The organism is Paenarthrobacter sp. 10L420 (assembly GCF_056395385.1).
The window spans coordinates 245,899-267,260 of sequence record NZ_JBFTJK010000006.1; the positions used below are offsets into that span (position 1 = coordinate 245,899).

Consider the following 21,362-nt stretch of genomic DNA (forward strand, 5'->3'; position numbering starts at 1 on the left):
CCTAGCCCAGCTTGGATGCGACGAGCTCCGTGAGGTCGACGAGGCGGTTGGAGTAGCCCCACTCGTTGTCATACCAGGAAACAACCTTGACCTGGTTGCCGATGACCTTGGTCAGGCCGGAGTCGAAGATCGAGGAAGCGGGGTCGCCAACGATATCCGAGGAGACGATGGGAGCATCCGTGTAGCTAAGGATCCCGGCGAACTGATCGGACTCCGCGGCAGCCTTGACTGCTGCGTTGACTTCCTGGACCGTAACTTCGCGGGAAACAGTGACCGTGAGGTCCGTGGCGGAACCGGTGGGGACGGGAACGCGGATGGCGTAGCCGTCGAGCTTGCCCTTGAGCTCCGGCAGGACCAGGCCAATGGCCTTGGCGGCGCCAGTGGAGGTGGGAACCATGTTGATGGCAGCAGCGCGGGCACGGCGGAGGTCTCCGTGGGGGCCGTCCTGCAGGTTCTGGTCAGCCGTGTAGGCGTGAACCGTGGTCATCAGTCCACGCTCGATGCCGAAGGCGTCGTTGACTACCTTGGCCAGCGGGCCAAGGCAGTTGGTGGTGCAGGATGCGTTGGAAATGATGTGGTGCGCTGCGGGATCGTAGAGCTCGTGGTTCACGCCCATGACAATGGTGATGTCTTCGTCGCTGGCAGGTGCCGAGATGAGGACCTTCTTGGCGCCGGCGTCGATGTGCTTCTGAGCAGCTGCGGCCTTGGTGAAGAAACCGGTGGACTCGATGACGATGTCGACACCGAGCTCGCCCCAGGGAAGGTTGGCGGGATCGCGTTCAGCAAGGACAGTGATGGACTGGCCATTAACAATCAGGTTGCCCTCTTTGACTTCCACGGACTGGGTCAGACGGCCACCGACGGAGTCGTACTTCAGGAGGTGGGCGAGGGTCTCGGGGCTGGTGAGGTCGTTGACTGCGACGATCTCAAGGTCTGCGCCCTGGGCCAGTGCTGCGCGGAAGTAGTTACGGCCGATGCGGCCGAAGCCGTTGATACCAATACGGGTGGTCACTGTGTGTCAATCTCCTTGGTGCTCTTGCAAGCACGCCTAGTGAGTCGGATTTTTATTTCCAACTAACAGACCCCGCACGTCATTGGGCAGAGGTGATTATCAGATCGGAGGGCGACCAGCCACGTTGCTGAAGGCTAACCGCCTTCCGTGACCCATCTTACGTTTAACTAAGCCTGCCCCCGCAACTGCGGGGGCAGGCTTTCCAGTATTTGGTCCCATTTCACTGTTAATGTGACTTTTGTTACATCAACGTGAACCGGGGCTCACCAGCTACAGAACGATGAGGCCCGTAGCGTTGGCGCGGGCTGCTTCGAAGCGCTTGGCGACGTCTGCCCAGTTGGCGATGTTCCAGAATGCCTTGACATAGTCAGCCTTGACGTTGACGTAGTCCAGGTAGAAGGCGTGCTCCCACATGTCCAGCATGAGCAGCGGAGTGGTGCCAACGGCGACGTTGCCCTGCTGATCGTAGAGCTGCTCGATGACCAGGTTGCCACCGATGGGCTCGTAAGCCAGGAAGGCCCAGCCGGAACCCTGCAGGCCGAGTGCGGCAGCGGTGAACTGGGCACGGAAAGCGTCAAATGAACCGAAGGCATCCTCGATGGCTGCTGCGAGTTCGCCTTCAGGCTTGTCGCCGCCGTCCGGGGAGATGTTGTTCCAGAACACGGAGTGGTTGATGTGGCCGCCGGTGTGGAACGCGAGGTCCTTGGAGAGGCGGTTGATGTTGGCGAAGTCACCCGATTCGCGGGCTTCAGCAAGCTGCTTGAGGGCGTTGTTGGCGCCTGCAACGTACGCAGCGTGGTGCTTGCTGTGATGCAGCTCCATGATCTTCGCCGAAATGTGCGGCTCAAGAGCTGCGTAGTCGTAGCCGAGCTCGGGCAGAACGTACTCTGTCACGAAATCCTCCAATGTAATGGACCGAAGTCCGGTTTGGTAACTCTCGTTGTGTTCATCCGGCCGGCAGGCCAGCCGGAAATCCTTGGGGAAGAAGCCTGCTCCTGCCGCCACCGGCAACAACCCGCTGCGGCCTCACAGTATTTCCTCCACACGATCTCGATTCTATGGGCGGGACCTACTCGTCCATCATTTCCGGAGTCACATTTGCTTCCGTACCGGGAATTCCGAGATCGAGTGCGCGTTTGTCAGCCATCGCGAGCAAGCGGCGTATCCGGCCCGCAATGGCGTCCTTGGTCATGGGGGGATCGGCAAGGCGGCCCAGCTCGTCCAGGCTTGCCTGCTTGTGGGCGACCCTGAGCTCCCCCGCATACTTCAGGTGATCCGGAACGTCATCGCCCAGAATTTCAAGCGCGCGGTCCACCCTGGCACCTGCCGCCACGGCGGCCTGCGCCGAACGGCGAAGGTTGGCGTCATCAAAGTTGGCCAGCCTGTTGGCAGTGGCCCGGACTTCCTTGCGCATGCGCCGCTCCTCCCAGACCATCAAGGCGTCATGTGCGCCCATTCTGGTAAGGAGCGCGGCGATCGTGTCGCCGTCGCGGATAACCACGCGGTCGACGCCGCGGACTTCGCGGGCCTTGGCCTGTATGCCCAGCCGCCGTGCAGCACCCACGAGTGCCAGCGCGGACTCCGGCCCGGGACAGGTTACCTCCAAGGACGAGGAACGTCCGGGTTCGGTGAGGGATCCATGGGCCAGGAAAGCTCCGCGCCAGACGGCTTCCGCATCGGCCGCAGAGCCATTGACAACTACAGAAGGCAGTCCGCGTACCGGACGGCCGCGACCGTCCAGGAGTCCTGTTTGGCGTGCCAGGGCTTCGCCGTCGCGGACAACACGGACCACGTAGCGGCTGCCCCGGCGCAGGCCGCCGCCTGAGACCACGATGATCTCGCTCTGGTGTCCGTAAACCTCGGCAATCGCGGCGCGCAGGCGCCGGGCAGTCGAGGCCAGGTCCACCTCAGCTTCGATGACGATTCGTCCCGAAATAATATGCAAGCCGCCAGCAAAGCGGAGCATCGCCGAAACCTCAGCTTTACGGACTGAAGATTTCTTGATGTCCAGCCGGGACAGTTCGTCCTTGACCGACGCGGTAAGTGCCATCGCGTGTGTATTCCTAACTGTTCCCGAAAATATCGTGGTACGCCGCCGCCAAGAGCAGTGGATCGTGGACGGGGCGGCGCCTCGAAGCCCCTACTCTACCCAACACCACTTCCGCACCGATCATCCCCGCTGCTTTCTCAAAGGCCTTCAGGTCCTGGATCGCCGAGGGATCGGCAAGTACGACGTCGACGCTGAACTCCGGTGCGTAGCGTCGAAGGACATCCAAGTGGTCGGCCGCCGTCATGCCGGACGTTTCCTTGGTTTCGACATCAAGATTCATGGTGAGGCAGCGTTTGGCTGCAGTATCGCCCAAGGCTTGCCGAAGCTCCGGGAGCAACAAATGGGGCAATACCGATGTGTACCAGGACCCTGGTCCGAGAATGACCCAATCGGCGAGCTCGATCGCGGTGAGCGCCTCAGTGCAGGCTCGGGCGTCCTCGGGCAGCAGCCGCACTTCCTCCAGTTTTCCAGCAACCGCGCATTTCGCCTGGCCGCTGACCGTCTGCAGTTCGTGTCCCCCGCCGGGCAGTTCCACCCGGGCCTGGCCCTCGATGGTCAAAGGAACACTGGACATCGGCAGCACTTGGCCCCTCGCGCCCAGCAATGCCCCGGCCCATTTGAGGCCGGCCACGGTATCCCCCAGCAGCTCCCAGAGGGTGACGATAAGCAGGTTTCCCATCGCGTGGTGGTCCAGCGAACCGCCCTTGGCGGTTCCCGCAGCGAAGCGGTGCTGCATGACGTCCCGCCATGTGCGCCCCCAGTCAGTGTCGTCGCACAGCGCGCTCAGTGCCATCCGCAAGTCGCCGGGCGGCAGGACACCATACTCGTCCCGTAGACGCCCGGAGGAGCCGCCGTCGTCAGCTACCGTGACGATTGCCGTCAGCTCTGACGTCAACAAACGAAGTGCGGAGAGCGAGGCCGCGAGGCCGTGTCCCCCACCGAGGGCCACCACGGAAGGACTCTTGTTTTGTTGGCTGCCCGGAACGCCCTTGGGCGGGATGAGGGGCAATGGACCTGTGAGGACTCCCATTACTCACGCCCCAGGTCGCGGTGCGTGGTTGTGACGGTAACGCGCGGATATTGCGCGAGGCGTTTGGAGAGCTCGACGGCGACTGCAACCGAACGGTGCTTGCCCCCGGTGCATCCCACAGCCAAGGTGGCGTAATGCTTGTTCTCCTGGCGGTAGCCGTCCAGGACTGGTTCCAGTGCCTTCACGTAACGGTCCACGAACTCCTGGACCCCATCAGCGGTTAGCACGTAGTCGCTGACGTCCTCATCCAAGCCTGTGTGGGGACGAAGTTGCGGAACCCAGTGCGGGTTGGGAATGAAACGGGCGTCGGCCACGAAGTTGGCGTCTACAGGCAAGCCGTACTTGAATCCAAAACTCATGACGTTCAGCCGGAGCGTCACAGGTCCGGTATCGCTGAAGAGTTCAGTGATCGCCGTTGCAAGGCCGTGCACGTTGAACTCACTGGTGTCCAAGACGACGTCGGCATGCTCCCGGAGTTCGCGCAGGACTTCACGCTCTATGCCGATTCCGTCAAGGATCCGACCACCGCCCTGCAGCGGATGCGGACGCCGGCCTTGTTCGAACCGGCGGACCAGGACTTCGTCACTGGCATCGAGGAACAGCACACGGAACGTGATGCCGGTGGCGCTCAAGGCGCCCAGAGCAGTCTGGATGTCGGTAAAGAGGTCCTTGCTTCGGACATCTACCACTACGGCCAGCTTCGGAATGGATTTGGGCGCGTGCGAGACAATTTCCGCCAAGGTGCCAAGCATCTGGGGAGGAAGGTTGTCGACAACGTACCAACCGTGGTCCTCCAAGGCGTCCGAAGCGGTACTGCGGCCCGCCCCCGACATGCCGGTAACCACCAGCAGTTCCGCCTCCGCCGGCTTGACGGGCGTTAGTCCGTCCTGCTCCGCGCCGGCTCCTGCCGTTGCCTCATCCATCAGTGGTCCCCGTTTCCTTGGAAGTGGTTGTTACAGCCTGACCGGTGGCATCGCAATCGCGGCCACCGGTCAAGTTCTTACCCTAGCTAAGATTCGAGGATTTCGCCGGTCGTCATGTTCACGGCGGGAGCGGCTTCACCTGCGTCTTCGCTGGAACCCAGATGCTGCACGACCGCCGCTGCCAACGCTGGACCGATGCCCTTGGCAGAGGTAAGTTCCTCCACACTGGCCGCCCGGATCTTCTTGAGGGAGCCAAAATGCGCCACCAAGGCCTTGCGTTTGGCCTCTCCCAAGCCCGGAACGCCGTCCAAGGCAGAGACCGTCATGGCCTTGCCGCGCTTTTGCCGGTGGAAAGTGATGGCGAAGCGGTGGGCTTCATCGCGGATGCGCTGGAGCAGGTACAAGCCCTGCGACGTCCGGGGAAGGATCACCGGAAAGTCGCTGTTGGGGAGCCAGACTTCTTCAAGGCGCTTTGCCAGGCCAACCACGTAGACGTCGTCGATGCCCAACTCAGCCAAAGCACGCGCTGCAGCATTGACCTGCGGCTGCCCGCCGTCCACCACCACCAGGTTGGGCGGGTACGCGAACTTGGCTTTGGGGGCCGGCATGGTGGGGTCCGACGGCGGCGCTTCAGTTCCCTTGGCAGCCGCGGCGGTGCCCGCACGGGTCGGGTTGACGATTTCGCCGGAGACCGGCACCTGGGCGGCCTTGTCCGTGAGGTAGTGGCGGAAGCGGCGCGTCAGGACGTCATGCATGGCGGCCGTATCGTCCACTGCCGCAGCACCCGTGATGGAGAACTTGCGGTAATCGGACTTCTTGGGCAAGCCGTCTTCCACCACCACCATGGACGCCACCACGTTGGTTCCCTGGACGTGCGAGATATCGAAACATTCGATCCGAAGCAGCGGAACCGGAAGCTCCAAGGCCTCCTGAAGCTCCTGAAGGGCCAGCGAGCGGACGGTGATATCCCCGGCGCGGCGGGTCTTGTGCAGCTTCAGCGCCTGCTCGGCATTCTCCCGTACCGTGGACATGAGCGCAGCCTTGTCACCTCGCTGGGGCACGCGGATATCCACCTTTGCCCCGCGGAGCCCGCCCAGCCATTCACTCAGCTCGGCATGGTTGCTCGGATTTTCCGGAATCAGCACTTCCCGCGGGATGCGGCCCTGGACCTCGCTGTCCTCCCCGTAGACCTGCTGCAGCAAGTGCTCGATGAGTTCCGGCGTCGTGGCGTCTTCGACTTTCTCCACCACCCAGCCGCGCTGTCCACGGACCCGGCCGCCGCGGACGTGGAACACCTGCACGGAGGCCTCAAGCTCGTCTTCATGAAGCGCGAAGACGTCGGCGTCCGTATCTTCCGCGAGGACTACGGCGTTGCGTTCGAAGACCTTGCGCAGAGCGATGATGTCGTCCCTGAGCCGTGCGGCGCGCTCATAGTCCAGTTCCGCGACAGCGGCCGCCATATCTTTTTCAAGCCGGTTGATGAAGCGCTTGGCTTCCCCACCCATGAAGGCGCAGAAGTCCTCCGCAAGTTGACGGTGTTGCTCAGGCGTCACGCGGCCGACGCAGGGTGCCGCGCATTTGTCGATGTAGCCCAGAAGGCACGGGCGCCCACTGGCTTGCGCCCGCTTGAGGACACCTGCGCTGCAACTGCGGACCGGGAACACGCGAAGGAGGGTGTCCATGGTCTCCCGGATGGCGCCAGCCGTGTAGGGGCCAAAATACCTGGTGCCCTTTTTGCGTTCGCCACGCATGACCTGCACCCTGGGGTACTTCTCCCCCATGGTGACGGCCAGGTAGGGATAAGTCTTGTCGTCCCGGAAGACCACGTTGAAACGAGGCTTGAATTCCTTGATCCAGGTGTACTCCAGCTGTAGCGACTCCAACTCGCTGCCCACAACGGTCCACTCCACGCTGCTCGCAGCATGGACCATGGCATGGGTCTTGGGTAGAAGCCCGGAGGGGTTGGCAAAGTAGGAATTCAGCCTGGAACGGAGGTTCTTGGCCTTGCCCACGTAGATGACCCGGCCGTGGGGGTCGCGGAAACGGTAGACGCCCGGGGTGGTGGGAATTTCACCCGTCTGGGGCCGGTAAGTTGCTGGATTTGCCACGATTCCAGTCTAGTGAACTGGACCGACAGCCAACGCCAGGCGCTCAGTCCACCGACTTGCTTTGGTTGTAGCTTGTGGACCGTTCCTGACCGCTGAGGGCAGCGATGGCATCCATGATCTTGTCCGTCACCAGGCGGCGTGCAGGAAGGGAATGGTCAGGGCCCGTCTTGTCGAAGTAGAGCGGCTCGCCAACCTTCATGGTGAAATGCTGGGGGCGGACGGCGTTCTTGTCCGCTGGCTGCAGTTTCTCCGTGCCTATCAGCCCCACGGGAATTACAGGTGCGCCCGTGGTGAGTGCCAACCAACCGACGCCGGTCCGGCCGCGATAAAGGATGCCGTCGCGGGACCGGGTGCCCTCCGGGTAGATTCCAATGCCCTTCCCGGACTCCAGGATATCCAGCAGGGTCTTCAGTGCCTGCACGCTCGCTGCCTGTTCACCGCGTTCCACCGGGATGGAACCGACGGCTTCGAAGAAGGACTTCATCACAGCGCCCTTAACGCCTTTGGTGGTGAAGTACTCCGCCTTGGCGAAGAAAGCCACTGGACGAGGCATGAGCGCCTGGACAATCACGCTGTCCAGGAACGAGAGATGGTTCGGGGCCACGATGAACGGGCCGTCTTTGGGCACGTTCTCCAGTCCAATGACCGTGGGCCGGCACGTGGTGGAGATCAGTCCACGCGTAGTCCAGCGGATCGCATCAAAGACTGCCATCGTTTTGTACCTCGCTCAGGGCCGCCGCGCGGACAGCGTCAAGTTCTTCAATTTTGGTTCGCAACTCACGGGCGCTGCCGACCACGGCGACTGCACCGGCCTCCTCCAGCTCGCCGTCCTGAGCGAAGCCCCAACGGACGCCAATGCAATCCAGACCGTTGGCCATTGCTCCGGCAACGTCCTGGTGCCGGTCTCCCACCATCACCGCAGGCTGGGAGTGGAGATCCGCCAAGGCGGCGCCAACAATCTCGATCTTGCCGGACGCGGAATTGGCCGCCAGCGATTCATCGTCAGCAGCTCCCCTAATGGACACAAAGAAATCCGCTATACCGTGATGCTCAAGGACAGTCCGGGCAATACCTTGGGGCTTCTGGGTTGCAACTGCAACGGCCCGCCCTGTTTCGGCAAAGAATTCAAGGAGGTCGAAGATTCCCGGGTACAACTTGCTCTGGCCAATTCCGGTTTCCCTGTAATGCCGCCGATAGCGGGAAATGGTTTCGTCGACCAATTCCGCCGGGACATCCGCTAAATGCAGAAGTGCATCGCTGAGCTTGGGGCCAACCATGGCGTTCAGCACGGCCTGTTCCGGAACCGGAAGGCCCATTTCGCGCAGGGCCGCGGATATTCCTCCTGTGATACCGCCGGCTGGATCGACAAGGGTGCCGTCCAGATCGAAAATTACGGGCACCGTTGTTTGAGTCACCGGGTTAGTTTCTCACGAGTAGCGGCATGCCTGAAACTCGCATGCCGCTACCGGAATACTTCTGCCGTGCTGAGGATATTCTTTAGGCGTCCCGTGAGGCGGTCCGGACAGTTAGCGCAGAATTTCCGCAAGGAACGTTGCGGTGTGGCTGTCAGTGGACTTGGCTACCTGCTCAGGTGTGCCCGTTGCGACGATCTTTCCTCCACCTGAACCGCCGTTCGGCCCGAGGTCCACAATCCAGTCCGCGGACTTGATGACGTCCAGGTTGTGCTCGATGGTGATCACGGTGTTGCCTTTGTCCACCAGTCCCTGAAGGACCATGAGCAGCTTCCGGATGTCCTCAAAGTGCAGGCCAGTTGTGGGTTCGTCCAGAACATAGATGCTGCGGCCGTTGGACCTCTTCTGGAGTTCTGCGGCCAACTTCACGCGTTGCGCTTCACCGCCGGACAGGGTTGTGGCTGGCTGGCCCAGCCTGACATAGCCCAGTCCTACGTCCACCAAGGTGTTCAGATGCCGCGCGATCGGAGTGAAGGCAGCAAAGAATTCAGCGCCTTCCTCGATGGGCATGTTGAGGACATCGGCAATCGTCTTTCCCTTGTAATGCACTTCAAGGGTTTCGCGGTTGTAGCGGGCGCCGTGGCAAACCTCGCAGGGAACGTAGACGTCAGGCAGGAAGTTCATTTCGATCTTCAATGTGCCATCGCCGGAGCATGCTTCGCAGCGGCCGCCCTTGACGTTGAACGAGAACCGGCCAGGCTGGTAACCCCGAACCTTTGCTTCGGTGGTTTCAGCAAACAGTTTTCGGATGTTGTCGAACACGCCTGTGTACGTTGCCGGGTTGGAGCGCGGTGTGCGTCCGATGGGGCTCTGATCAACGTGGACCACCTTGTCCAGGTGTTCTAATCCATTCACGCTCCGGTGCCGCCCGGCAACCTGCTTGGCGCCGTTGAGCTTGTTGGCGAGGACCTTGTAAAGGATCTCGTTCACCAGCGTTGACTTGCCCGAGCCGCTGACACCCGTCACTGCCGTGAAGAGCCCCAGGGGGAACGTGGCATCCACATTGTCCAGGTTGTTTTCCCTGGCGCCGACAACCTTCAACTCACGTTTTTTGTCGTACTTGCGGCGCTTGGCCGGGATATCGATCTTGCGGCGGCCGGACAGATAGTCGCCAGTCAAGGACTCCTTGTTTTCCAGGAGCTCCTTGTAAGTACCGGAATGTACAACCTGTCCGCCGTGCTCGCCGGCGCCAGGTCCAATATCAACCACCCAGTCCGCTTCATGGATGGTGTCCTCGTCATGCTCCACCACGATCAGGGTGTTGCCGAGATCCCGAAGGCGGGTCAGCGTCTCGATCAAGCGGCGGTTATCGCGCTGGTGAAGGCCGATGGAGGGCTCGTCCAGGACGTAGAGGACTCCCACGAGGCCGGACCCAATTTGGGTAGCAAGGCGGATGCGCTGGGCTTCACCGCCGGACAAGGTCCCGGAAGGACGTTCCAGGTTCAGGTATTCAAGCCCTACGTCCAGAAGGAACGTCAGACGGGCCTGAATTTCCTTCAGGACCTGGTGGGCAATCTGCGCCTCGCGGTCTGTCAAGGTCAAGCTGCCCAGGAACGACGCGCAGTCACGCATGGGAAGCGCCGCTACTTCAGCGATTGACTTGCCATTAATCAACACCGACAACGAAGCAGGGTTGAGTCGCGCACCGTTGCACTCGGGGCAGGGAATCTGGCGCATGTACTCTTCGTACCTGTCCCGCGCCCAATCCGAGTCGGTTTCGCCGTGCTTGCGGTGCACATATTGAATGGCACCCTCAAAGCCGGTGCTGTACTTGCGTTCCCGGCCAAACCGGTTCCGATACTGGACCACAACCTTGTGATCCTTGCCGTGCAGCACGGTGTTCCGGACATCCTTGGGGAGCTTTTCCCACGAGGTGTCCATGGAGAAGCCGAGTTCATGGGCCAGGCCCTCCAGGAGGCGGTTCCAGTACTCGGTGGTGGCGGTGCCCAGGGACCAAGGCGCGATGGCGCCCTGTGCCAGGGAAAGCTCGGGGTTGGGAACGATCAGTTCCTCATCCACTTCAAGCCTGGTTCCGATGCCACTGCAGGCTGAGCAGGCGCCGAAGGGGTTGTTGAACGAGAAAGAGCGAGGCTCGATTTCATCGATGGCCAGGGGGTGCTCGTTGGGGCATGCGAGGTTCTCGGAGAAGGCACGGATACGTGCGGGGTCTCCGGCCTCAAGGTCCACGAACTCAATCAGCACCCGGCCTTCTGCCAAGCCCAGCGCAGTTTCAATGGAATCGGTAAGCCGCTGGCTGATGTCTTCCTTGACCACCAAGCGGTCCACTACCACTTCGATGGTGTGCTTGAACTGCTTGCCAAGCTTGGGCGGCTCGCTGAGCTGTACCAGCTCGCCGTCCACCCGGGCGCGCGAATAACCTTTGGCCGTCAGCTCCTTGAAGAGGTCCACGAACTCGCCCTTGCGCCCGCGAACCACGGGGGCCAGAACTTGGAAGCGTGTGCCCTTTTCCAGTTCCAGGAGCTGATCAACGATCTGCTGCGGGGTCTGCCGGGCGATGGGCTCGCCACAGACAGGGCAGTGGGGACGGCCTACACGCGCCCAGAGAAGACGCATGTAATCGTAAATTTCGGTGATGGTGCCCACCGTGGAACGGGGGTTCTTGCTGGTGGACTTCTGATCGATCGACACTGCCGGGGACAGGCCCTCAATGAAGTCCACGTCCGGCTTGTCCACTTGGCCCAGGAACTGGCGGGCGTAGGCGGACAACGATTCCACGTACCGCCGCTGTCCTTCGGCGAAGATCGTATCGAAGGCCAAGGAGGACTTGCCCGAACCCGAAAGGCCCGTGAACACGATCATCGCGTCCCTTGGGAGGTCCAGATCTACATTGCGCAGGTTGTGTTCACGTGCGCCCTTGACTACCAGCCGGGACAGGTCCGGCCTGGTGGGCTTGGTATCGGGAACGACGGATACGCTCTTCAGGGCATCGATGGCTGCATCTTCAGCTAAGGCTTTGGGCACCTACCAATGCTAATCGAAAACTTCTTCGAATTTCCATGTCGTGCCTCACATGCTACTCATCGGTATCAATCAGCGTCATACGCGGCCGCAAGAAGCTGTACCGCTTCGGCGAATGAGGCGCCTTGGGCCTTAGCCGCAGCAGCATATTGGGCGGCAACCTCCGCAAGCGCGCCCCAGCGGTCATCCCGGGCACACACGATGGTGCCGTTGCGTCCCCGCGTAGCGACGACGCCCGCAGCCTCCAACTCCTTATAGGCCCGGGCCACTGTATGTGGGGCCACATCCAGCACGCCCGCAAGATTGCGCACCGGCGGGAGCTTGGCTCCCACTGCGAGGACCCCGGAGTCTGCGAGTTCGATGATTCGCAGTCTCAACTGCTCAAAAAGGGCAACTCCGCTGCTGGTGTTGGGGCGCCAGTTCCCGGGAAATCCGTCCATGGCAGTCATCGCGAACACCGGCCAGGTGCCGGGACCCATGCGGGCGTTTGCTGCTGAATGAAGCGTCCATGGTCCATGCCGAGAATTAGACCAGCGACGCGGAACGGGAACAAGCCACTGACGGCTGGAAACTTAATTGCTACGGCCGGCAACGGGTCGTGCGGCCTCACGTGTCCCTCCGGGCCACCGCAAAGATGCGGCGGAACGGGAACACTGTTCCGTGGCTTGTGGCCGGATAAGCCTTGCGCAGCAAAGCGGAGTATTCGTGCTCGAAGTCGGCGGCATCCGCGGGAGACAAGGCTGCGAGCACTGGCCGGAGTCCCGTGCCCCGCACCCATTCAAGGACCGGATCCTTGCCCGGTAGTACCTGCTGGTAGGTGGTTTCCCAAGCGTCAGCTGCGCATCCGGCGTCGAGCATGATCCCAAGGTAGTCGGCGGGACTACCCACAACGCCATCATGCCGAAGAACGTCGCCAAGGCGGGAGGACCACTTGGATGACTCGGCTAGCTCCCTCATGAGCGTGTGCGAAGGGGATGTGAAATTTCCCGGCACCTGCAGGGCGAACCAGGCACCCGGCTTAAGTTCACGTAGCCACTGACCCAGCATGGCTTGGTGCCCGGGAACCCACTGGAGCGCGGCATTGGTTACTACGACGTCGGTCTCCTGGTCAGGCTGCCAACCAGCAATATCCGCCTGCTCGAATTCCATGTTGGCGAATTTCCGGGCTTGTCCAGCTGCCTTCGCAAGCATCTCGCCAGAGGAATCGAGGCCGACGATGCGGGCATCAGGCCAGCGCACAGCCAGTGTGGCTGTGAGGTTACCGGGGCCGCATCCAAGATCCACCACTTTCCGCGGCGACTCAGCCTGAATCCTGGCCACGAGGTCATGGAACGGCCTGTCCCTGTGATTGCCGAACTCCACATACTTGGATGGATCCCACCTCATATAAGCCTCCTCGCATTTGGCAGCAGCGCTGGGGCGAGCCTAAACCGTCCGGGCACTAAGCTGGAAACCAATGAAACTTCTTGAGCAGCTCCCTGGTTCCACCGCCTCCAACCCCTTGGGTCCGGATGAGATCTACACACGGTTCGTTGAGTGGACAGAGGGCCGCGGCTTGCAGTTGTATGCTGCTCAGGACGAGGCCATAATGGAACTCGCCTCTGGCGCCAACGTCATCCTGGCGACGCCTACGGGCTCGGGAAAATCGCTTGTTGCCATTGCAGCCCACTTCGAGGCCATGGCCCGCGGCCAACGAAGCTACTACACCGCTCCCATCAAGGCTTTGGTCTCGGAGAAGTTCTTCGCGCTCTGCGATATCTTCGGTGCCGAAAACGTTGGCATGATTACAGGCGACTCCGGCGTGAACCAGGATGCGCCGATTATTTGCTGCACCGCCGAGATCCTGGCCAATATTGCCCTCCGCGAGGGAGCCTCCGCGGAACTTGGCGCTGTGATCATGGATGAATTTCACTTCTACTCCGATCCCCAGCGCGGATGGGCCTGGCAGGTTCCCCTGCTTGAACTCCCCCAGGCCCAGTTCCTGCTCATGTCCGCCACGCTGGGCGACGTCAGCCGTTTCGAAGCCGGCCTCACTGAACTCACCGGCCGGTCCACCACAACCGTTAGCTCTGCGGAGCGTCCGATTCCGCTGCATTACTACTATCACCTCACTCCGGTCCACGAGACCCTGGAAGAACTGCTCTCCACCAAGCAGGTCCCCGTCTACGTGGTGCACTTCAGCCAGGCAGAAGCGATCGAACGCGCCCAGAACCTGATGAGCATCAACATGTGCAGCCGGGATGAAAAGGACCGGATCGCAGAGCTCATCGCCGGCTTCCGGTTTGCCGCAGGCTTCGGAAAGACGCTCAACCGGTTGGTCCGCCATGGCATCGGTGTCCATCACGCCGGGATGTTGCCCAAGTACCGGCGTTTGGTGGAGCAACTCGCACAAGCCGGGCTCCTTAAGGTCATCTGCGGTACCGACACCCTGGGCGTGGGCATCAACGTTCCCATCCGTACGGTTCTGTTGACGGCGTTGAGCAAGTACGACGGCGTACGCACCAGATCGCTTAACTCGCGTGAGTTCCACCAGATTGCCGGCCGCGCCGGCCGCGCCGGGTACGACACCGCCGGTACCGTAGTGGTTCAGGCTCCTGACCACGTGGTGGAGAACACCAAAGCCATGGCCAAAGCCACCGCCAAATTTGGCGATGACCAGAAGAAACTGCGCCAAGTGGTCAAGAAAAAGCCTCCGGAAGGATTCGTTTCCTGGGGTGAGCCGACGTTCAAGCGCCTTGTGGAGTCCGTACCCGAGCCCTTGACTTCAAGTTTCACTGTCACCCACGCAATGCTGTTGAACCTCATGGAACGCCCCGGAGATCCTTTCCAGGCAACGCGGCGCTTGCTCAGCGAAAACCACGAGAACCGCGCGGCGCAGTTGAAACTCATGAAGAAGGCCTTGGGAATCTACCGCGAACTGCTGGCCGCGGGTGTGGTTGAACGCATTCCGGAGGATCAACAACAGTCCGAAGGCCGTTCCGTCCGCTTGACGGTCCACTTGCAGGCCAACTTCGCCCTGAACCAACCGCTTTCTCCGTTTGCACTTGCCGCGCTGGAACTGTTGGATCCAGAGTCGCCGTCGTATGCACTGGACGTTGTTTCGGTTATCGAAGCCACGTTGGATAAACCGCGCCAGATTCTCTCTGCCCAGCAGAAGAAGGCCCGTGGCGAGGCAGTTGCCGCCATGAAGGCTGACGGCATCGAATATGAGCAGCGCATGGCCATGCTCGACGAAGTGACGTACCCGATGCCCTTGGCGGAGATTCTCGGCGAGGCCTTCGAGGTGTACCGAAAGGCTGCGCCGTGGGTGGGCGACTTCGAGCTGGCGCCCAAATCGATCATCCGCGACATGTATGAACGCGCCATGAACTTCGGAGAGTTCGTGCAGTTCTACGGCTTGGCCCGCTCCGAAGGCATCGTCCTGCGCTACTTGGCGGATGGATTCCGTGCTCTCAGGCAGACCGTGCCCCAGGACTTGCTGCGCGAGGACCTCGAGGACCTCATCGCCTGGCTGGGTGAACTTGTCCGGCAAGTGGACTCCAGCCTCCTTGATGAGTGGGAGGAGCTCACTTCAGGGCTTACGCCTACACCGCACGATGCTCCCCCGCCACCGCCGCCGCTTTTGACCACGAACATCCGGGCTTTCCGGGTCATGGTCCGGAACGAAATGTTCCGCAGGGTGGAGCTCTTCGCGGACGAAGACTCTGCCGCGCTGGGTGAGCTGGACGCCGACGCCGGCTGGGACGCCGAACGCTGGGAAGAGGTTCTGGACGACTACTTCGATGAACACGATGACATCGGCACGGGCCCCGATGCCCGTGGGCCCGGATTGCTTATCATCACCGAAGAACCCGGCACGTGGCGGGTCCGCCAGATCTTCGATGACCCCGCCGGAAATCACGACTGGGGCATCTCTGCCGATGTGGATCTCGCCGCTTCCGATGAGACGGGCACCGCTGTGGTTCGGGTGACGAACGTCAACCGACTCTAGTCAACCGTCTGAAGGAGGTCCCGTGGAATCCGTCCCTGATCTCGGCAGTAGCTTGCGGGCGCTGGACGTCATGAGCACACAACCCACGGCGCCCTGGACCGGACCGCGACGATGGTGGGCAGTTGCAGATGGCGTTCCTGCACTGGACGTGGAAGGCCTGGCTTTGGGTGCGGTGCGGGCTGCAGCGACGGGGCTGAACGCGTTGACAGGAACGACGCACAGGTACTCGGTTGACGCCGGACCTACGGCGGCTGCGTTCGATTCCCTGGGGCACCTGCGGATAGGTGGCCAGAAACCTGAAGGGTTCGCTCCGTTGTCCGGTTTCCGGAGAACCGCTGATGGCTGGATCCGCCTCCACGCTAACTATCCACACCACGCCGCCCGGCTTATGGAGGCGGTCTCGGCCAGCGAACCTGCCGATGTGGACCGCGCATTACTGGCCATGACGTCTTTGGAAGCCGAAGACCTTATTACTGGCAACAACGGCGTAGCTGCCGCCGTCCGCACCAGGGAAGAGTGGGCAGCCGCTCCTATGTTTGAAGCGGCCAGTCAGGGGCCGTGGATCAGTTTCGGCCACCTTGGAGCAACCACGGAACCAAGCCGCCCGTCGTCGTGGGTTCCTTCCACGGATCCGGAACGCCCTTTGGCAGGTCTGAAAGTCCTGGACCTGACCCGCGTTATTGCCGGCCCCGTGGCAACCCGGCTCCTCGGAGCCCTGGGCGCCGACGTCCTCCGGATCGACCCTCCGCACGTTCCGGAGTTGACAGACGCTTTCATTGACTCAGGCTTTGACAAGCGCAGCGCCGAAGCAGACTTCCGGAATCCGGACGATCTGGCTGCTGTCATGGAACTTCTGGAGATGGCAGACGTAGTGATCATGGGGTATCGCGACGGCGGGCTGGATCGTTTTGGATTAACACCTGACGCGCTGCTGCTGCGCCGCCCGGACCTCGTGGTGGCCACCTTGAGTGCATGGGGCCACGGAGGTCCTTGGCAGGGGCGACGTGGTTTTGACAGTCTGGTCCAGGCAGCGTGCGGCATAGCTGACCGATATGGTCATTACGACGACGGCGGGTGGCGGCCTGGCGCGCTACCGGTGCAGGCGCTGGATCATGACACGGGCTATGGCCTTGCTGCGGCAGTGTTCGCTTTGCTGACCCAGCGACTGGCTACGGGACGTGGCGGAACGGCCCGGCTTTCGCTGGCCCGGACAGCGGAAGAGCTACTTCTCCTTCCGACGGGCATCGGGACTGACGTCGAGCTGCCAGAGCCCGATTACCACGAGGTAGACAGCCCCTACGGCCGTCTCCGGTACGTCGGTCCGCCCATCGCGGTGGACGGTGTTCCCATTGCTTATCAAGAACCGCCTGTCACGTACGGTTCCTCCGCACGGCGTTGGCGGTAGGCGGCCGGCCCCTGGTAAAGCCCGGCCCCTAGTAAGCTCGGAAGCATGAGTGTAATCCGCCCTGCCACCGTTGAAGACGTTCCCACAATCCTGCGCATGATCCACGATCTTGCGATCTACGAAAAGGAACCCGACGCCGTCAGGAATACCCCGGAGCTGCTGACCGAGGCGTTGTTCGGAGAGAACCCGCGGGTGTACGCGAGCATGGCCTGTAACGCTGCTGGTACAGTGCAGGGCTTTGCCCTGTGGTTCCTGAATTACTCAACGTGGGAAGGTGTTCACGGCATTTACCTGGAAGACCTCTACGTCGTTCCGGACGCGCGTGGCGAGGGCCACGGCAAGTCGCTCCTTCAGCATCTGGCCGCGACCGCCGTCGAACGTGGCTATGCCCGGGTGGAATGGAGCGTCCTGGACTGGAACGAACCGTCCATCAAGTTCTATAAGAATCTTGGCGCCTTCCCCATGGAGGAGTGGTCCACGTTCAGGCTGACTGGAGAGGCGCTGGAAAAGTTCGGAGCAGGTGCCAGCAACCGCAACAAGGCTCTTGCCCATGGCTGAAATGCGAGCTGTGACCGACGCTCACCGTATTCGCGCCCGGCATGAATTCCGAGGCGTCCGAACCGCCGAGCACTACTTCACCGTCCCTCTGGACCATGATTCGGCTAAATCCGTTACGGACGACCAGGCGACCGGCGAAACGATCACCGTGTTCGCACGGGAGTATTCCTCCACCGATCACTCAGAGGAGGAGGCCGCCAAACTTCCATGGTTGCTGTTCCTCCAAGGTGGACCTGGCGGGCGCGGGAACCGCGTCACTTCCCTTTCAGGGTGGATGAAGGCGGCGGCCAAGGATTTTCGGATCCTGATGCTGGACCAGCGTGGCACGGGCCTCTCCACACCTGTGGAGCGACAATCATTGGCGCTCCGCGGTGACGTCGCAGCCCAGGCTGACTACCTGACGCACTTCCGGGCTGATTCAATCGTGGCCGACGCCGAGTTCATTCGGCATGCCTTGGATTCCGGGCCATGGTCAGTGTTGGGCCAGAGCTTTGGTGGATTCTGCGCGTTGACTTATTTGTCGTTTGCCCCGAAAGGGCTGCGGGAGGTCCTCATCACGGGAGGACTTGCTCCCCTGCATGGCCCGGCCGAGCGCGTGTACCGTGCCACTTTCCGCCGGGTGGCGGAGCGGAACGCGGAGTACTTCGCCTGGTATCCGGAAGACCGCGAAACTGTCACCAGGATCGTTCGCCACCTCGAACAGCATGAGGAATTCCTGGCCAGCGGAGAACGGCTGTCGCCCGAGCGGTTCCAGATGGTGGGATCATTCCTCGGCGGCAACACCCGGGTGGACTCCCTGCACTACCTTCTGGAGGACGCTTTCATCGAAACACCTTTGGGTGAACGACTGTCGGAGGTGTTCCTGGAGCAAGTGCGTAGCCTCGTGAGCCGGGCAGGGAACCCCTTGTACGCGGTACTCCATGAATCGATCTACGGGCAGGGCGAAGCCACGGATTGGGCAGCGTGGCGCGTGCTGGAAGAATTCCCCGAGTTCAAGCCGGGAGCGGAGGCCCCCCTGCTCACGGGAGAAATGGTCTACCCCTGGTACTTCGAACAGGATCCGGCGCTGATCCCGCTCCACGACGTAGCCGCCTTGCTGGCTGCCAAGTCGGATTGGTGTCCCCTATATGACCACCAGCAGTTGGCGGTCAACAAGGTTCCAGTGGCAGCGGCCGTCTACAAGGACGACATCTACGTGGACCATGACCTCTCAATGGAAACCGCGGCGGCAGTACGGGGGCTTCAAACCTGGGTCACGGACGACTTCCACCATGACGGCATCGGGGAAGACGGCGAAGGCATCTTTGGGCGGCTTTTCGGGCTGGTGCGGAGTTCCCGCTGAGGCCACAGCTGTCCTAGGCAGGGATTGAACGGCGCGCCCGGGCAGCGGTGGCGGCTGTCAGTGCCAGCATCACAGCGGCCAGCACTCCGGCGGCTATGTTCAGCCCTTCGTAGCCGAGCCAGGCGAGGACAAGTCCGGATGTGGCGCCGCCCGTTGCACCCGCCGCGCCCATGAGCGTATCGGAAACGCCTTGCACGGTTACCTTCTGCTCTTGGGCAACACTTTCAGCAAGGAGCGTGGACCCGGCAATGGTCGCGGCGGACCATCCAAGGCCAAGGATGATCAGACCTATGGTCACCAACACGGGCTCTTGCTGACCGATTCCAGCGATCAGCACTGCCACCAGCAGAAGACCGTGCCCTATGGCGATCGTCTGGATGCGGCCGGCTTTGTCCGTTAGCCAGCCCCAGAGCGGCGAGAGGGCGAACATGCCGGCGATATGCAGCGAAATGGTCAGCCCAATGACTACCAGGGCATCCGTGCTGTCAGTTGTTCCGCCGTGATGGCCGGCATGTGAACCGCCCACCAGCTGCTGCAGGTGCAAGGGCGTCATGGACATGATCGCCACCATGACGCCGTGGGCAGCAACCACGGCTGCAAGCGCAAGGATGGCCCGGGGCGAGGAACGAACAGCTTGAAGGCCGGAGCGGATAGTGCCCCTGACAGGGAGGGTCCCCGAGCCTGCGGACTCCGAGGCCAACCGCCGCGCCAGCAGCAACGGGTCCGGCCGCAAACCGATGAAGAGCAACACCGCCGCCAGGAACAGACCTGCGGCTGAGAAGACGAAAGGACCGGCAATGGGTGGCAGGCCCAACGCGGACCCCACTGCGGCACCAGGTTGGATGAGGTTTGGACCGGCCACGGCTCCGATAGTGATCGCCCAGACGACAGTGGACAGTGACCTGCCGCGGTGCTCAGCGTGGGCGAGGTCGACGGCGGCGAACCTCGCCTGAAGGTTGGCGGCTGTACCAAGTCCGAGAAAACCGGCAGCGAGCAGGAGCAACGGGAATGATTCGGCCACCACGGAGACCATCACCAGGACTGCCCCGATCATGGCAGCCAGCAGGCCAGAAACGAGGCCCACCCGGCGTCCGCGCGCTTCCGCCAGCCGTGCCAGCGGTAGGGCAGTCAAGGCTGCCGCGAGGGTGAGGACAGTAGTGATCGATCCCGCCCACGCCTCGGACCCGGACAGATCCACGGCCAGGAGCGATCCGATGGACAATGTGGCGCCGTTGCCGACTCCGCTGAGGAGCTGGGCCGAACTGAGCAGGAAAACAGAACGGCGCTGGACCCGTTGGGGGTCCAGCGCCGTAGTAGAAGTGGTAGTCACTTCACGAGACTACAACTTTCACAGCCCGGTTACTCGGCTTCGCTCAAGCTCTTCTTCGAGTCCTCTTCCAACCGTGCGTCCAGCTTGGACTGGCGCGCCGCCGGGCTGAGCAAGCTGGCGACGACTGCTACGACGATCGTGCCGATAATGACCGCCAAAGAAACGAAGGTAGGAATCTCGGGAGCCCACTCGATGTGGCGGCCGTTGTTGATGAACGGAAGCTCGTTGACGTGCATTGCGTGCAGGACGAGTTTGACGCCAATGAAGGCAAGAATGACTGACAGGGCGTGCTTCAAGTAGATCAGGCGGCTCATCAGTCCACCCAGCAGGAAGTACAGCTGGCGCAGGCCCATGAGCGCGAAGATGTTGGCTGTGAAGACGATGAAGGCACTCTGGGTCAGGCCGAAGATCGCGGGAATGGAGTCCACCGCGAACAGGAGGTCGGTCATTCCGATGGTCACGAAGACGATCACCATCGGGGTGAAGACCTTCTTGCCGTTTACGGTGGTGCGCAGCTTGCCGCCGTCGAACTTTTCAGACATCGGCAGGACCTTGCGCAGGCGCGCAACCAAGGGGTTTTCGGCACCTTCTTCTTCGTCTTCACCGGAATCCGTGGCCTGCTTCCAGGCAGTCCACAGCAGGAAGGCGCCGAAGATGTAGAAGATCCAGCTGAACTGCTCGATGACCACCGCGCCCAGGGCAATGAAAATACCGCGGAGGACCAGTGCGATGATGATGCCCACCATCAGCACTTCCTGCTGGTATTTCCGGGGCACGGAGAAGCGGGCCATGATGATGATAAAGACGAACAGGTTGTCGATGCTCAGGCTGTATTCAGTAACCCAGCCGGCGACGAACTGGCTGCCATATTCGGGGCCAGTGAAGTAGAACATGGCACCGGCAAAGACCAGGGCCAAGGCAACGTAGAAGGCGACCCAGAGGCCGGCTTCCTTCATTGATGGTTCGTGGGGACGTTTGACCACCAGGAGGAGGTCGATGAGCAGGATGATGCCGAGGGCGACGAATGAGCCGACCTCAAACCAGATTGGAAGCTCCATTAATGCAGGCCTTTCGCAGGGTACGGGAAAGCGGTGTAAGTCTCTCCGGCCTGCCAGTGCGGTGAATGCACATTCAGCGGCCCACTATGTCCGGCGAGGCATCT

At 61.7% G+C, this 21,362-nt stretch carries 17 protein-coding genes; 4 read left to right on the top strand and 13 right to left on the bottom strand.

Annotated elements, in window-relative coordinates; translation table 11 throughout:
* Position 1: 1 nt before the first annotated feature.
* From gap to AC1DD5_RS12050, 11 genes are all read right to left on the bottom strand, one after another.
* Positions 2 to 1,012 carry a type I glyceraldehyde-3-phosphate dehydrogenase gene (gene gap, locus AC1DD5_RS12000; RefSeq protein ID WP_431115204.1) on the bottom strand — a complete coding sequence of 337 codons (1,011 nt, stop codon included), beginning with the start codon at positions 1,010 to 1,012 and terminating at the stop codon, positions 2 to 4.
* A gap of 270 nt (positions 1,013 to 1,282) precedes the next feature.
* Positions 1,283 to 1,906 (bottom strand): superoxide dismutase, encoded by a 624-nt coding sequence (locus AC1DD5_RS12005; protein WP_216925790.1) that lies wholly within the window; start codon positions 1,904 to 1,906, stop codon positions 1,283 to 1,285.
* Positions 1,907 to 2,081: 175 nt separating this feature from the next.
* Complete coding sequence (whiA, locus tag AC1DD5_RS12010) at positions 2,082 to 3,062, bottom strand: DNA-binding protein WhiA (protein WP_018777554.1); 981 nt, start codon at positions 3,060 to 3,062, stop codon at positions 2,082 to 2,084.
* Between the two features lie 13 nt (positions 3,063 to 3,075).
* A complete protein-coding gene (locus AC1DD5_RS12015; protein WP_442005396.1) occupies positions 3,076 to 4,092 on the bottom strand; it encodes a gluconeogenesis factor YvcK family protein in 1,017 nt (338 codons plus the stop codon).
* On the bottom strand, positions 4,092 to 5,015 hold the full coding sequence (rapZ, locus tag AC1DD5_RS12020; protein ID WP_477517327.1) for an RNase adapter RapZ: 924 nt from the start codon (positions 5,013 to 5,015) through the stop codon (positions 4,092 to 4,094). The genes AC1DD5_RS12015 and rapZ overlap by 1 nt, the downstream gene beginning before the upstream one ends.
* A gap of 86 nt (positions 5,016 to 5,101) precedes the next feature.
* The gene (uvrC, locus tag AC1DD5_RS12025; protein ID WP_477521547.1) at positions 5,102 to 7,123 is read right to left on the bottom strand and encodes an excinuclease ABC subunit UvrC; all 2,022 of its coding nucleotides are present in this window, start codon (positions 7,121 to 7,123) and stop codon (positions 5,102 to 5,104) included.
* A 43-nt stretch (positions 7,124 to 7,166) separates the two neighbouring features.
* The gene (locus AC1DD5_RS12030; protein WP_477521548.1) at positions 7,167 to 7,835 is read right to left on the bottom strand and encodes a lysophospholipid acyltransferase family protein; all 669 of its coding nucleotides are present in this window, start codon (positions 7,833 to 7,835) and stop codon (positions 7,167 to 7,169) included.
* Positions 7,822 to 8,538 (bottom strand): HAD hydrolase-like protein, encoded by a 717-nt coding sequence (locus AC1DD5_RS12035; RefSeq protein ID WP_477521549.1) that lies wholly within the window; start codon positions 8,536 to 8,538, stop codon positions 7,822 to 7,824. The genes AC1DD5_RS12030 and AC1DD5_RS12035 overlap by 14 nt, the downstream gene beginning before the upstream one ends.
* Positions 8,539 to 8,649: 111 nt before the next feature.
* Positions 8,650 to 11,577: an excinuclease ABC subunit UvrA gene (uvrA, locus tag AC1DD5_RS12040; RefSeq protein WP_477521550.1), complete on the bottom strand. Its 2,928-nt coding sequence runs from the start codon at positions 11,575 to 11,577 to the stop codon at positions 8,650 to 8,652.
* Between the two features lie 65 nt (positions 11,578 to 11,642).
* Positions 11,643 to 12,023: a GntR family transcriptional regulator gene (locus AC1DD5_RS12045; protein ID WP_216925843.1), complete on the bottom strand. Its 381-nt coding sequence runs from the start codon at positions 12,021 to 12,023 to the stop codon at positions 11,643 to 11,645.
* A 157-nt stretch (positions 12,024 to 12,180) separates the two neighbouring features.
* The gene (locus tag AC1DD5_RS12050) at positions 12,181 to 12,960 is read right to left on the bottom strand and encodes a trans-aconitate 2-methyltransferase (protein ID WP_477521551.1); all 780 of its coding nucleotides are present in this window, start codon (positions 12,958 to 12,960) and stop codon (positions 12,181 to 12,183) included.
* Between the two features lie 70 nt (positions 12,961 to 13,030).
* Between AC1DD5_RS12050 and AC1DD5_RS12055 the strand changes: the two genes are divergently transcribed.
* Genes AC1DD5_RS12055 through AC1DD5_RS12070 form a run of 4 tightly spaced genes read left to right on the top strand, consistent with a single transcriptional unit; the run spans position 13,031 to position 18,870 of the window.
* The gene (locus AC1DD5_RS12055) at positions 13,031 to 15,565 is read left to right on the top strand and encodes a DEAD/DEAH box helicase (RefSeq protein WP_477521552.1); all 2,535 of its coding nucleotides are present in this window, start codon (positions 13,031 to 13,033) and stop codon (positions 15,563 to 15,565) included.
* Positions 15,566 to 15,587: 22 nt separating this feature from the next.
* Entirely contained in the window at positions 15,588 to 16,970 is a 1,383-nt protein-coding gene (locus AC1DD5_RS12060) for a CoA transferase (protein ID WP_477521553.1), read from the top strand.
* A gap of 45 nt (positions 16,971 to 17,015) precedes the next feature.
* Positions 17,016 to 17,528 (top strand): N-acetyltransferase family protein, encoded by a 513-nt coding sequence (locus tag AC1DD5_RS12065; protein ID WP_477521554.1) that lies wholly within the window; start codon positions 17,016 to 17,018, stop codon positions 17,526 to 17,528.
* Positions 17,521 to 18,870 (top strand): alpha/beta fold hydrolase, encoded by a 1,350-nt coding sequence (locus tag AC1DD5_RS12070; RefSeq protein WP_477521555.1) that lies wholly within the window; start codon positions 17,521 to 17,523, stop codon positions 18,868 to 18,870. Before AC1DD5_RS12065 ends, AC1DD5_RS12070 begins: the two co-directional genes overlap by 8 nt.
* 13 nt (positions 18,871 to 18,883) lie before the next feature.
* Here AC1DD5_RS12070 and AC1DD5_RS12075 read toward each other — a convergent pair whose 3' ends face one another.
* Positions 18,884 to 20,200, bottom strand: a complete 1,317-nt coding sequence (locus tag AC1DD5_RS12075) for an MFS transporter (protein ID WP_477521556.1) — start codon at positions 20,198 to 20,200, stop codon at positions 18,884 to 18,886.
* 29 nt (positions 20,201 to 20,229) lie between these two features.
* Positions 20,230 to 21,258 (bottom strand): TerC family protein, encoded by a 1,029-nt coding sequence (locus tag AC1DD5_RS12080; RefSeq protein WP_477521557.1) that lies wholly within the window; start codon positions 21,256 to 21,258, stop codon positions 20,230 to 20,232.
* Positions 21,259 to 21,362 lie beyond the last annotated feature (104 nt).

Excerpts from the sequence above, each read along its gene's own strand:
- AC1DD5_RS12055 (WP_477521552.1), top strand. The coding sequence starts at position 13,031 with ATGAAACTTCTTGAGCAGCTCCCTGGTTCCACCGCCTCCAACCCCTTG.
- AC1DD5_RS12050 (WP_477521551.1), bottom strand. The coding sequence starts at position 12,960 with ATGAGGTGGGATCCATCCAAGTATGTGGAGTTCGGCAATCACAGGGAC.
- AC1DD5_RS12065 (WP_477521554.1), top strand. The coding sequence starts at position 17,016 with ATGAGTGTAATCCGCCCTGCCACCGTTGAAGACGTTCCCACAATCCTG.
- rapZ (WP_477517327.1), bottom strand. The coding sequence starts at position 5,015 with ATGGATGAGGCAACGGCAGGAGCCGGCGCGGAGCAGGACGGACTAACG.
- AC1DD5_RS12030 (WP_477521548.1), bottom strand. The coding sequence starts at position 7,835 with ATGGCAGTCTTTGATGCGATCCGCTGGACTACGCGTGGACTGATCTCC.
- AC1DD5_RS12080 (WP_477521557.1), bottom strand. The coding sequence starts at position 21,258 with ATGGAGCTTCCAATCTGGTTTGAGGTCGGCTCATTCGTCGCCCTCGGC.
- whiA (WP_018777554.1), bottom strand. The coding sequence starts at position 3,062 with ATGGCACTTACCGCGTCGGTCAAGGACGAACTGTCCCGGCTGGACATC.
- AC1DD5_RS12045 (WP_216925843.1), bottom strand. The coding sequence starts at position 12,023 with ATGACTGCCATGGACGGATTTCCCGGGAACTGGCGCCCCAACACCAGC.
- AC1DD5_RS12015 (WP_442005396.1), bottom strand. The coding sequence starts at position 4,092 with ATGGGAGTCCTCACAGGTCCATTGCCCCTCATCCCGCCCAAGGGCGTT.
- AC1DD5_RS12070 (WP_477521555.1), top strand. The coding sequence starts at position 17,521 with ATGGCTGAAATGCGAGCTGTGACCGACGCTCACCGTATTCGCGCCCGG.